The organism is Cupriavidus malaysiensis, from assembly GCF_001854325.1.
Taxonomy (GTDB): Bacteria; Pseudomonadota; Gammaproteobacteria; order Burkholderiales; family Burkholderiaceae; genus Cupriavidus; species Cupriavidus malaysiensis.
The window spans coordinates 1324842-1336642 of record NZ_CP017755.1; the positions used below are offsets into that span (position 1 = coordinate 1324842).

Annotated in this window: 13 protein-coding genes; 3 read left to right on the forward strand and 10 right to left on the reverse strand. The window is 68.7% G+C overall.

Going from position 1 to position 11801, the window contains the following annotated elements; genetic code table 11:
* Positions 1-113: 113 nt before the first annotated feature.
* The 8 genes from BKK80_RS37035 to BKK80_RS25480 all read right to left on the reverse strand — a co-directional run bounded on the left by BKK80_RS37035 (position 114) and on the right by BKK80_RS25480 (position 5901).
* Entirely contained in the window at positions 114-266 is a 153-nt protein-coding gene (locus tag BKK80_RS37035) for a hypothetical protein (protein WP_162287350.1), read from the reverse strand.
* 32 nt (positions 267-298) lie between these two features.
* Positions 299-448 carry a hypothetical protein gene (locus BKK80_RS36705; RefSeq protein ID WP_156811501.1) on the reverse strand — a complete coding sequence of 50 codons (150 nt, stop codon included), beginning with the start codon at positions 446-448 and terminating at the stop codon, positions 299-301.
* Between the two features lie 123 nt (positions 449-571).
* On the reverse strand, positions 572-1426 hold the full coding sequence (gene fghA, locus BKK80_RS25455; protein WP_071073299.1) for an S-formylglutathione hydrolase: 855 nt from the start codon (positions 1424-1426) through the stop codon (positions 572-574).
* A 16-nt stretch (positions 1427-1442) separates the two neighbouring features.
* Positions 1443-2549, reverse strand: coding sequence for an S-(hydroxymethyl)glutathione dehydrogenase/class III alcohol dehydrogenase (locus tag BKK80_RS25460; protein ID WP_071020936.1), 1107 nt, complete (start codon positions 2547-2549; stop codon positions 1443-1445).
* A 182-nt stretch (positions 2550-2731) separates the two neighbouring features.
* On the reverse strand, positions 2732-3997 hold the full coding sequence (locus tag BKK80_RS25465) for an esterase-like activity of phytase family protein (RefSeq protein WP_084545752.1): 1266 nt from the start codon (positions 3995-3997) through the stop codon (positions 2732-2734).
* 2 nt (positions 3998-3999) lie between these two features.
* Positions 4000-4647: a LysE family translocator gene (locus BKK80_RS25470; protein WP_071020933.1), complete on the reverse strand. Its 648-nt coding sequence runs from the start codon at positions 4645-4647 to the stop codon at positions 4000-4002.
* 119 nt (positions 4648-4766) lie between these two features.
* Entirely contained in the window at positions 4767-5330 is a 564-nt protein-coding gene (locus BKK80_RS25475) for an FUSC family protein (protein WP_071020930.1), read from the reverse strand.
* Between the two features lie 76 nt (positions 5331-5406).
* Positions 5407-5901, reverse strand: a complete 495-nt coding sequence (locus tag BKK80_RS25480) for an Lrp/AsnC family transcriptional regulator (RefSeq protein WP_071071800.1) — start codon at positions 5899-5901, stop codon at positions 5407-5409.
* A 161-nt stretch (positions 5902-6062) separates the two neighbouring features.
* Here BKK80_RS25480 and glmS point away from each other — a divergent pair, with 161 nt between their 5' ends.
* On the forward strand, positions 6063-7892 hold the full coding sequence (gene glmS / locus BKK80_RS25485) for a glutamine--fructose-6-phosphate transaminase (isomerizing) (RefSeq protein ID WP_071020924.1): 1830 nt from the start codon (positions 6063-6065) through the stop codon (positions 7890-7892).
* A 149-nt stretch (positions 7893-8041) separates the two neighbouring features.
* Here glmS and BKK80_RS25490 read toward each other — a convergent pair whose 3' ends face one another.
* Both BKK80_RS25490 and BKK80_RS25495 read right to left on the reverse strand, forming a co-directional pair.
* The gene (locus BKK80_RS25490) at positions 8042-8443 is read right to left on the reverse strand and encodes a hypothetical protein (protein WP_071020922.1); all 402 of its coding nucleotides are present in this window, start codon (positions 8441-8443) and stop codon (positions 8042-8044) included.
* A 265-nt stretch (positions 8444-8708) separates the two neighbouring features.
* Complete coding sequence (locus BKK80_RS25495) at positions 8709-9608, reverse strand: LysR substrate-binding domain-containing protein (protein ID WP_071071803.1); 900 nt, start codon at positions 9606-9608, stop codon at positions 8709-8711.
* A 182-nt stretch (positions 9609-9790) separates the two neighbouring features.
* Here BKK80_RS25495 and BKK80_RS25500 point away from each other — a divergent pair, with 182 nt between their 5' ends.
* Both BKK80_RS25500 and BKK80_RS25505 read left to right on the forward strand, forming a co-directional pair.
* Entirely contained in the window at positions 9791-10951 is a 1161-nt protein-coding gene (locus BKK80_RS25500) for a CaiB/BaiF CoA transferase family protein (RefSeq protein ID WP_071071805.1), read from the forward strand.
* Positions 10948-11790, forward strand: a complete 843-nt coding sequence (locus BKK80_RS25505; RefSeq protein ID WP_071071807.1) for an HTD2 family dehydratase — start codon at positions 10948-10950, stop codon at positions 11788-11790. Before BKK80_RS25500 ends, BKK80_RS25505 begins: the two co-directional genes overlap by 4 nt.
* The last annotated feature ends 11 nt before the right edge of the window (positions 11791-11801 follow it).

Consider the following 11801-nt stretch of genomic DNA (forward strand, 5'->3'; position numbering starts at 1 on the left):
GTGGCGCGCCGGCACGCCCTGCTGCGCCGCACGGCTTCTTCCTGGGCCTCGGGCCAGGGCCGGAACCAGGGCGGGGACTAGGGCGGGGACTAGGGCGGGGACTAGGGCGGGGACTAGGGCAGGTCCTGTGCAACCCGCCGCGCCCACCAGTAGCGCAGCGGATGGTCGAGGTCGGGGTAGAGCACGGGCTGGCTGAAGCAGCCGGCCTGCACCATCAGGCGGTGGGCGCCGAGGATGGTTGCGGCGTAGACGATCACTTCGAGCATGGCGGCCACCGTGAAGCGCGTGCGTGGCGGCGCTACTGCCTGTGATGGATCAGCCGGTTCCACCAGTAGCGGACGGGGTGCTCGTGCTCGGGATAGAGCAGGGACTTGTGGAAGAACTCGGCCCGGATGGCGAACACGTAGAGCGCGACGATGACCGCCGCAAGAACGAGCGCGGTAAGCATGGCGGTCTCCTGTACGAGCGACCATTTTCATTCTAGGCACGCGCGCGCCCAACCGCCAGGCGGGTGCCTGGCGGATGGGCGATCAGGATCGGGATCCGGGGCCGGCGCCCGCGCCGGCCGGGCTCAGGCGGCGAGCTGCGCCGCGTGGTGGCGCAGGTGGTCGTCGATGAAGGTCTCGATGAAGTAGTAGCCGTGGTCGTAGCCCGCATGGCGGCGCAGCGTCAGCGGCTGCCCGGCCGCGGCGCAGGCGGCCTCGAAGGCCTCGGGATGCAGCTGCTCGGCGAGGAATCTGTCGGCCAGGCCCTGGTCGACCAGGATGCCGAGCGGGAAGGGCGCCGCCGGCTGCGCCTGCATCAGCGCGCTGGCATCGTGCCGGGCCCAGCGCGCGCGGTCGGCGCCGAGGTAGCCGGTGAAGGCCTTCTCGCCCCAGGGGCAGCGCGACGGCGCCGCGATCGGCGCGAAGGCCGACACCGAGCGGAAGCGCTGCGGATGGCGTTGCGCCAGCACCAGTGCGCCGTGTCCGCCCATCGAGTGGCCGCACAGGCCCACGCGCTCGCGGTCGGCCGGCAGCACGGTGGTGGCCAGCGCGAACAACTCGTCCACGATATAGCTTTCCATGCGCCAGTGGCGCGACCAGGGCGCCTCGCTGGCATCGAGGTAAAAGCCAGCGCCCACGCCGAAATCCCAGCTGTCGGCCTCGCCCGGCACGCCGGCGCCGCGCGGGCTGGTGTCGGGCGCCACCAGCATCAGGCCCAGCTCGGCGGCCAGGCGCTGGGCGCCGGCCTTGATGGCGAAGGTCTCTTCGGTGCAGGTCAGGCCGGCCAGGTAGAACAGCGCCGGCACGCGCGGCGCGCCGGCGGCGAGCGCCTGCGGCGGCAGGAAGACCGAGAAGCGCATCGGCAGTCCGATGGTCTCCGCGTCATGCCGGTAGAAGCGCTGCACGCCTCCGTGGCAGCCGTGCTCCGAGATCAGTTCCAGTGCCACGGCGGCCTCCTCAGTACAGCACCACCGAACGGATCGATTCGCCGCGCTTCATCAGGTCGAAGCCTTCGTTGATGCGTTCCAGCGGCAGCGTATGGGTGATCAGGTCGTCGATGTTCAGCTTGCCTTCCATGTACCAGTCGACGATCTTCGGCACGTCGGTGCGGCCACGCGCGCCGCCGAAGGCCGAGCCTTTCCACTCGCGTCCGGTCACCAGCTGGAAGGGGCGGGTGGAGATCTCGGCGCCGGCCTCGGCCACGCCGATGATGATGGACTTGCCCCAGCCCTTGTGGCAGCACTCCAGCGCCTGGCGCATGACCTGGGTGTTGCCGATGCACTCGAAGGAGTAGTCGGCGCCGCCGTCGGTCAGCTGCACGATGTGGTCGACCACGTTGTCGACTTCCTTCGGGTTGACGAAGTGGGTCATGCCGAACCGGCGCGCCATGGCTTCGCGCCCCGGGTTGATGTCGACGCCGATGATCTTGTCCGCGCCCACCATCTTCGCGGCCTGGATCACGTTCAGGCCGATGCCGCCCAGGCCGAACACGACCACGTTGGCGCCCGCCTCGACCTTGGCGGTGAAGATCACGGCGCCGACGCCGGTGGTCACGCCGCAGCCGATGTAGCAGACCTTGTCGAAGGGGGCATCGGGGCGGATCCTGGCCAGCGCGATCTCCGGCACCACGATGTGGTTGGCGAAGGTGGAGGTGCCCATGTAGTGGAAGATGGGCTTGCCGTCGAGCGAGAAGCGCGAGGTGCCGTCGGGCATCAGGCCCTTGCCCTGGGTGGCGCGGATGGCCTGGCACAGGTTGGTCTTGCGCGACAGGCAGAACTTGCACTGGCGGCACTCGGGCGTGTAGAGCGGGATCACGTGGTCGCCCGGCTTGAGCGAGGTCACGCCCGGGCCCACGTCGGTGACGATGCCGGCGCCTTCGTGGCCGAGGATGGCGGGGAAGATGCCTTCGGGATCGGCGCCGGACAGCGTGTAGTAGTCGGTGTGGCAGATGCCGGTGGCCTTGATCTCGACCAGCACCTCGCCGGCGCGCGGGCCGTCCAGGTCGACGTCTTCGATGGTCAGCGGGGCGCCGGCTTTCCAGGCGATGGCGGCTTTGGTCTTCATCTCGGGCTCCTTCGGGGGTAGGGCGGCACGCCGGCGGCGCGCAATGGACTAGGACTATACGCGCGTGCCGCCGCGCCGGGACCGCCGCGGCGCCGACATTGGCCCGGCCTGCGGCAAAGTTGGCCGGCCGCGCGGGCCGGCCGCGCCGATGCCCGGATGCCCGGATGCCCGGATTGCCGGCGCTAGCGCGGTGCAGCCGGTGCGCCGGCGCGGCACAGTCCGCTGGCCGGCAGTACATCGAAGGCCAGCAACTGCGTCACCTGGGCCGGGTTGAAGTTGTCGTCGGAGACCAGTACAAGGGTGGCGCAGCCGTCGCCCACGCGCGGTCCCCAGGCCATGCCCTCCAGGTTGTCCAGCCGCGCCAGCGGCAGCTCCGACAGGTCGAGCACCAGCCGCTTGCGCACCGGCCGGTAGGCGGCGCCCTGCAGGGCGGGCAGTGCCTGGATGTCGCTGGCCTCGCGCAGGTCGAGCTCGTACAGGCGCAGCGACATCAGGTAGCGGCCATCGGGCTGCCGCACCGCGGCGCGTTCGAGCGTGAGCAGGTGGTCGTCGTCGACGGCCAGGATCTCGCTGACGCCGTTGACGGCGGACGGGTCTTCGGCCGGTGTGTCGGGCAGCGCGTCGAGCGGGTAGGCCACCTGGCGCAGCACACCGCCGGCGCGCGTGAACTGCGTCAGCCGCGTGACGCTGCCCTGGCCGCGCGCCGGCACCGGGCCGTCCTGCCACAGCGGGCCTTCCATCGACACCCACAGCGAACGGCCGTCGCGCGCGAACGTCAGGCCTTCGAAGGCCAGGTTGTCGCGCGTGCCGGTGCCGGCGCGGCGGCACAGGTCGAACATGGCCGGGCCTTCGAAGCGCGACAGCGTGCGGCCGTCGCGCGCCAGGTGCAGCAGCGCGGGATTCTCGCGCACCGCGCAGCCGCCCTCGCTGCCGATCCACAGGCTGCCGTCGGCGGGATCGATCCGGATCGACTCGAAGTCGGGCACCTCGCCGCCGCGCGCCGCCTGCTGGCGGCGATCGGGAAAGAGGCTGCCGTCGGGCTGGCGCAGCAGGGTGACGCCCTCCAGCCGCAGCCCCGTGAAACCGTGGCTGCCGTAGTCGAGCGTGGCGGTGTAGAAGCGCGCCGGGGAGAACACCGAGCGGTCGTCGCTGACCATGACCCAGGTGCCGCTGCGCGCATCGTAGTCGATGCCGGACAGGCCACCGACGACGGTGTCGCCGAAGGCCTGGCGCCAGGCGAGGCGCTGTTCGCCGAGCAGGCGCAGGCCGCCGCGCTCGGGCGCCGGACCCTGCTGCGCGCCGGCGCAGGCACCGAGCAGCAGCGCGGCCGCCAGGGCGGCGAGGGGGGCGATCGAACGGGCGATCGAACGGGCGATCGAACGGGCGACCCAGGGGCTGATCAGGCGGGACCAAGCGCGCGCCGGCGCGCCGGCCAGGCGGCGGCCCATGTTCAGGCCTGCGCGCGGCGGAACAGGGCGAGCGAGGCGGCCAGGCCGATCAGGGCCGCGCCGGAGATACGGTTCAGCCAGCGCATGCCGCTGGCGCGCAGCCGGCGCATCATGTGCGCGCCCAGCATGGCGTAGCCCAGCATCGCCAGCACATTGAGCAGGGCCAGCAGGCCCATGATCAGCGCGTACTGCGGCAGCAGCGCGGCGCGCGTGTCGATGAACTGCGGCAGGAAGGCCGACATGAACAGCAGGGCCTTGGGATTGGTCGCCGCCACCAGGAAGCTGCGCAGGAACAGCGCATGCGCGCGGGCGCCGTCGCGGGCCTCCGCCAGGCCCGGCTGCGGCGCCAGGGCGCCGGCCTCCGGCGCGGGGGCGCGCAGCAGTTTCCAGCCGACATAGGCCAGGTAGGCCGCACCCGCCCACTTCAGCGCGCGGAAGGCGAACTCGGAGGCCGCCAGCAGCACGCCCAGGCCGGCCGCCGTGATGGTTACCAGCATCACGTCGGCGGCGACCGCGCCGGCCATGCCCCAGCAGGCCGCACGCACGCCATAGCGCGAACCGTTGTTGAGCGCGAGCAGGACGGTGGGGCCGGGCGTCACGATGGCGAGCGCGGAGGCGAGCACGAACAGCAGCAGGGTGGAGAGCGTCATGATGGGTCGTGAGTCGTGGAGCGTGGAGTGGGCAGCGGCGGTCCGGGCGGGGCAGCGCGGCCGGCGGGCACAGCATGCCGGCCAGCCGGATGTGGCGCCGGCGTGGCACGGACGTGACGCTATTGTTGGGCCAGCAGCCGCTTTTCCGCAAGGCCGATCAGCCAGCTCACGGCCAGCGCGGAGAGCGTGCCCAGCGTGACCTGGCCCAGCCGCAGCAGCGCGATCTCCCAGGCCGGGCCGGCGCTCGGCACCAGCAGCATGATGGTCGCGGTGACCCCGCCCAGGCGCGCCGCGCTGCCGATATTGATGATCCAGCAGATCAGGATGGCGGCGGCCACCGCCGCCCCGTAGGCCAGCAGGCTGCCATGGCCCAGCACGGTGGCGCCGAGTCCGCAGAAGGCCCCGATCATGGCGCCGACGAACTGGTCGCGCGACAGGTGGCGGGTATCGGCATAGTGGTGCTGGGACACCGCGATGGCCGTGATGGCCGCCCAGAATGCCTGCTCCGTGTGCAGGTAACTGCCGACCTGGTAGGCGAGGCTGGCCCCGCCCACCGCCTGCAGGGCCATGATGCCGCCCTCGGCGAGGCGGTCGTGCAGCGGCAGGGACTTGAACAGGTCGAGCAGCGTGGTCGCCGCCGCCGTACGGCGCTGGCGCTGTGCCTGGCTGTCCGGTGTGGGCATGGCGCGGGATCTCCTGGTAACGGGTCGGCGCCCATTCTGTCGGCGCGTGCCGCACGGCGCAAGCGGCGGGCCGCCCTCAGTCCGGCGCACCGCGTCCGGCAACCGGCGCATTGCCTTCGAACTTGGCGCGGTGGGTGGAAAAGAAGGTGCGCACATTGCGCACATTGGCCATGGCAGTGAACAGCCGGCGCGCCAGCGCATCGTAGGCCGGCATGTCGGCCAGTTCGGCCATCACCACGAAGTCCGGCCCCGGCGAGACCCGGTAGCACTGCGTCACCGCCGACTCGGCGCAGATATAGGCTTCGAAGGCGGCGTAGTCCTCCGCCGCCTGGCGGTCCAGCGTGATCTCGATGATGGCGGTCAGCGTGGCGCCGAGGCGGGCGGCGTCGAGCAGCGCGATCTGGCGCTGGATCAGGCCAGCCTCGCGCAGCCGGCGCACGCGCCGCAGGCAGGTCGGCGCGGAGGCATGCACGTGCTCGGCCAGCGCCGCGTTGGACAGTGAGGCGTCGTGCTGCAAGGTGCGCAGGATGCGCAGGTCGAGGTCGTCGAGCGGGAATGCCGGCTGGCTCATGGCAATCGGGAGTGGCGTCGATGTAGTGAAAGAAAATTTCACTGCAGTTCGGATGGTACCAATGATTTCATGAATAAAAGAATAATGAAAGAAAATATCATCTGGTCGCACATAAGATCCTCGCAACGCCCCAAGCCCGGGGCCATCGAGAGGAAAGAACCATGTGTGGAATCGTCGGTGCGGTCGCGCAGCGGGACATCGTCCCGGACCTGGTCAATGGCCTGAAGCGGCTGGAGTACCGTGGCTATGACTCCTGCGGCGTGGCCGTGCACCAGGACCGGAGCCTGGCGCGGGCCCGCAGCGTGGGGCGCGTGGCGGGGCTGCAGCAGGACGTCGCCGCGCGCGCCCTGGCGGGCGCCACCGGCATCGCGCACACGCGCTGGGCCACCCACGGCAAGCCCGTCACCGACAACGCCCATCCCCACTTCTCGCCGCGCGAGACGGGCGCGCGCATCGCCCTGTCGCACAACGGCATCATCGAGAACTATGAGGAACTGCGCGCCGGCCTGGAGCGCAGCGGCTATGTGTTCGCCAGCCAGACCGACAGCGAGGCCATCGCCCACCTGATCGACCACCTCTACGAGGGCGACCTGTTCGAGGCCGTGCGCGCCGCGGTGGCACGCCTGCGCGGCAGCTTCGCCATCGCCGTGCTGTGCCGCGACGAGCCCCACCGGCTGGTCGGCGCGCGCGACGGCATGCCGCTGGTGGTCGGCGTCGGCGCCGGCGAGAACTTCCTCGCCTCCGACGCCATCGCCCTGGCCGGCGTGACCGACCGCATCGCCTACCTGGAGAACGGCGACGTGGTCGACGTGCAACTGCACCGGCACTGGATCGTCGACGCCGCCGGGCAGCGCGTCGAACGGCCGGTGCAGCAGGTAGCCGCGCACGGCGCCAGCGCTGAACTGGGCCCCTACCGCTACTACATGCAGAAGGAGATCTTCGAGCAGCCGCGCGCGGTCGCCGACACCCTGCAGGACGTCACCGCGGTGATGCCCGAACTGTTCGGCGACACCGCCTGGCGCGTCTTCGACGCCTGCGACCGCGTGCTGCTGCTGGCCTGCGGCGGCAGCTACCACGCCGCGCTCACGGCCAAGCACTGGATCGAAAGCCTGGCGGGCGTGCCTGCCGCCGTCGAGATCGCCAGCGAATTCCGCTACCGCGAAGGCGTGGCCGACCCGCGCACGCTGGTGGTGGCGGTGTCGCAGAGCGGCGAGACGGCCGACGTGCTGGGCGCGGTGGCCGAGGCCAGGCGGCAAGGCATGGCCCACACCCTGGCCATCTGCAACGTGCCCACCAGCGCCCTGGTGCGCGAATGCGCGCTGCAGTTCATCACGCGCGCCGGCGTGGAGATCGGCGTGGCCTCGACCAAGGCCTTCACCACGCAACTGGTCGCGCTCTTCCTGCTGGCCCTGGCGCTGGCCCAGCAGCGCGGCCGTCTCGACGAAGCCAGCGAGCAGGAACACCTGCGCGCGCTGCGCCACCTGCCCGACGCCATGCGCCAGGTGCTGGCGCTGGAACCGCAGATCATCGACTGGTCGGAGCGGCTGACGCGGCGCGAGAACATCCTCTTCCTCGGACGCGGCATGCACTACCCGGTGGCGATGGAGGGCGCGCTGAAGATGAAGGAGATCTCCTACATCCACGCCGAAGCCTATGCCGCCGGCGAACTCAAGCACGGACCGCTGGCGCTGGTCAGCGACGCCATGCCGGTGGTGGCCGTCGCCCCCAACGACCGCCTGCTGGAAAAGCTCAAGAGCAATATGCACGAAGTCAGCGCGCGCGGCGGCCAGCTCTTCGTCTTCGCCGACAGCGACTGCGGCATCGCCCCCAGCGCGGGCGTGGAGGTGCTGCGCATGACCGAATACTACGGGCCGCTCTCACCCATCCTGCACACGCTGCCGATGCAGTTGCTGGCCTACCACGCGGCGCTGGCGCGCGGCACGGACATCGACAAGCCGCGCAACCTGGCGAAGTCGGTGACGGTGGAGTAGGGGTGATCCCTGGTTGTGCCGCCGCGCAGGTGCTTCACATGACGGGCGTCGCTTCGGCAAGGGTGGGGCAGAAACTGACGTTGCCGACCTACTGCCCTGTATGCGCTCGCCTCGCCGTGGGAACTCGATAGGAAGATGCCGTAGGGCGACTACTCCGAAAGCGGCGCATCGACGAGAACCCGGTTCCTCAGCCTGCGGATGCGCGGGTCGACGAAGTATCCTCCGCCTTCCACGTAGCGCAAGTACACCCGCCCGCAAGTGCGGCACTGCCACACGGTGCATCGATTGCAGGGATAGTAGCGCGGTGCAATCGGTGCCTCGACGGACCAGAGGCCGGTGTCCTGCGGGTGGTATTCCTCGAATGTCGCCTCGGTGTAGAGGTCGCGAACAAGGGTGCCGAGTTCGCTGAGCTGCTGCTCGGGGAAGGAAACCGGCAGGCTCGTCCAGGCATCCAAGGTGGGCGCGCTGCAGGCGCAGTCGGTGGTGACGGCATCCGTCTGACGGGCAAGGGCCTGCAATGCGTCAAACGAGAGGTAGGCGTTGTCTTCCATGGTGTTTCGAGGTCTTGGCGCGGGCTCGCGGCCGGATGTACCGCATCTTACAGAGGCGGCCGTGAGCCGGCCACCCGGAGCGCTGGCCACGCTCGGCGCGGTGACAAAGGTCTCGATCCGCCGCCACATTGCCACCGGATCGAGGTCCATCGGGGAGTGGGCGCAGTCGCTGGTTTCGGCGAGTTCCGTAACAGTGAACAACGGCGAAGAACGGCGAAGAACGAGCGGACGGTCATGGCCGAGACCGGTACCGGTACCGGCCCCGCTACACCTTGCCGGCATCGGCGAGCAATGCCACGAGATGGTCGCGGATGATGTTCGGCACGACGGGATCGCGCTGGATGCAGATATGCAGATGGCGCATCGACCAGGGTTCGTCGATGGTGACGGCCGCCAGCTCGCTGAGGTCGTCAGGCTGCAGTGCCGAGCGCGGCACGATGCCGATGCCTGCGCCGGAAGCCACCAGCCTGGCGATCGCGCGATAGCCCGAGACCTGGATCATGACATCCAGGCGGCCGCCCAGGGCCGTTGCATGGTTCATCAGGAAGGTATGCAAGGCCGCGCCGTGCCGGAGGCTGATGAAGGGCTGTTTGAGGCAGGCGGAAAAATGGGCACTTTTCTGCCTGGATAGCTCGGTGCCCAGCGGGGCGAGGATGATGAGTTCGTCATCGCGGTAGGGGATGAACTCGAGGTCCGTGTGCCGCGGTGCGTCCACCGCGACGATGCCGATATCCGCGCGTCCGGCGGCGACGGCTCCGATGATGTCATGGCTCATTCTTTCCTCGAGCGTCACCCGCGCGTTCGGATGTGCCTGGAAGAACCTGGACAGGTCATCGGGCAGGAAAGAGCTGATCGCATTGTTGTTCGCAAAGAGCGTGACGTGGCTCGGCAGGCCGTTGCCAAAGGGCAGCAGGTCCGCGTGCATCTGCTCAAGGTGTGCGAGACAGCGCCTGCAGTGTTCAAGCAAGACCTGCCCTGCGGGGGTGATTCCCACGCCACGCGCCTGGCGCGTCAAGAGCGGGGCGCCAATGGTGCCCTCGAGCGCCTTGATGCGCAGGCTGACGGACGACGGGGCGAGATGGACCCTGGCGGCGCCGCGGGTCAGGTTACCTTCCTCGGCCACCGCGAGAAAGACCCGAAGGTCGGTGAGGTCGTAGTGAAACATCGTTGCAGGTTGACAAAGTCTTGCTAATTCTAGCCCGCATCAGGGCCGGATTCCGGCCAGAAGTGCCGTCGCTCCCCGATCTTCGTTTGTAGCAGGCAAACGGTAAGTTCGGGACATCTCAATTCTCCAGGGGGCGCCCCTTGGCCATACTGCCCGGCATCGAAGGCAAGCAACGAAGGGCTATGGAAACGGTTGAAGAGACGAAAAAGCCGCTGGAGGGCATCCTGGTGGTGGCAATCGAGCAAGCGCTGGCCGCGCCGCTCTGCACGAACAGGCTCGCGGAGATGGGGGCCCGCGTCATCAAGGTGGAAAGGGCGGAGGGCGACTTTGCGCGAGGCTACGACAGCGCAGCGAACGGGGAGTCTTCCTATTTCGTCTGGACCAACCGTGGCAAGGAATCCATCGTCATCGATTTCAAGCAGCCAGACGATGCGGCGCTGCTCCATCGCATCATCGGCGCGGCCGACATCTTCATCCAGAATCTGGCGCCCGGGGCATTGAAACGTGCCGGATTCTCTAGTGCTTCGCTTCGCGAGCGCAATCCGCGCTTGATCACCTGCGACATCAGCGGCTACGGTGAAGGGGCCGAGGTCAGCCATCTCAAAGCCTATGACATGCTGGTGCAGTGCGAGAGCGGGCTGGCGGCCATCAGTGGCGCCCCCGAAGCCTACGGCCGCATCGGCGTATCCATCTGCGATATCGGCGCCGGCATGAACGCCACGATCGGAGTATTGAGCGCTCTCGCGCAGCGTGAACGCACGGGCCAGGGACTGGGTATCGAGGTCTCGCTCTTCGACGGCGCCGCCGACTGGATGACGATTCCCTACCTGCACGAGACAGTTGGCGCGGGGGCTCCGACGCGGCAAGGCCTGCGCCATCCCTCGATTGCGCCCTACGGGGCCTTCGCCACGGCGGACGGCGGTGAGATTGTCATCAGTATCCAGAACGAGCGCGAGTGGACGGCTTTCTGCCGGGTCTTCCTGCGACAGCCCGAACTCGCAAGCTGCGCAGAGTTTTCCAGTAACAACGCGCGTGTCAGGAACCGGGACGCGTTGGAAAGCAGGATTGGCCAGGTTTTCGGTGCGCTCAGCACCGAGCAAGCGCTGCAACGGCTGGCCGAGGCCCAGACGGCTTTCGGACAGGTACGGAGCGTGGCTGAGTTCGGGGCGCATCCGGCGCTTCGCACCTGGCCGATGCCTGTGAACGGCAGGATGCTGGAGATGATTGCTCCTGCCGTACGCACGCCGTGGGACGAAGGATTCTTCCGCGGCGCCCCCGCACTCGGTAGCGATACCGCTCGCATTGCGGCCGAGTTTGCCGCTGCCACAGAGGAGACAGCATGACCCAGCTTGATCTGGCCCACCTGGAACAGTGGATTGGCAAAGTGCAGAAGGACCAGGACCTGCTGTCCGCTCGCCACGCGAGGTTGATGGCCGCCACGGTCGGCATTCCCGGCGAGGGGCTTGTCGGTGGCGCACCACTTCCCCCGTTGTGGCACTGGATTTTCTTCCTGGAAGGCCAGCCGCCACAATCGCTCGGCCGTGACGGTCATCCGGCCCGCGGTGGATTCTTGCCACCGGTGCCCCTGTCCAACCGGATGTGGGCGGGAGGGCGTCTCGAATTCCATGAGCCTTTGCGCATCGACTGCGTTGTCGAGAAGACGTCGCAGGTCGTCTCGATCCAGCACAAGCAAGGTCGCAGCGGTGACCTGGTCTTCGTCAGCGTTCTGCACGAACTGAGCGCGGGCGGCAAGCTGGCCATTCGTGAGATACACGACATTGTCTATAAAGAGGCGACCCCGCCCGGCGCGAAGAAGGAGAAGCTGATTGCGCCGGGAATCGCGACGCACAGCCGCCGGTTCAAGCCCGACTCCACGACACTGTTTCGCTATTCCGCATTGACCTTCAACGGTCACCGTATCCATTACGACGCCGACTACTGCCGGCAAGTCGAAGGCTATCCGGACCTGGTTATCCATGGGCCGCTTCACGCCACGCTTCTCGCGAACTACGCGGAGGAGGTGGCGGGCAAAGCGCTGAAGCGGTTCGAATACCGCGGGCTGCAGCCCAGTTTCCTGGGCGAGCAACTCTCCATCAACGCCCGACCTGGCGACGAGGGCCTGCTGCTCTGGACGGCGCTGGCCGACGGTCAACCGGCAATGAAAGCCGAGGCCAGCTTCTAAGCATCCGCGGA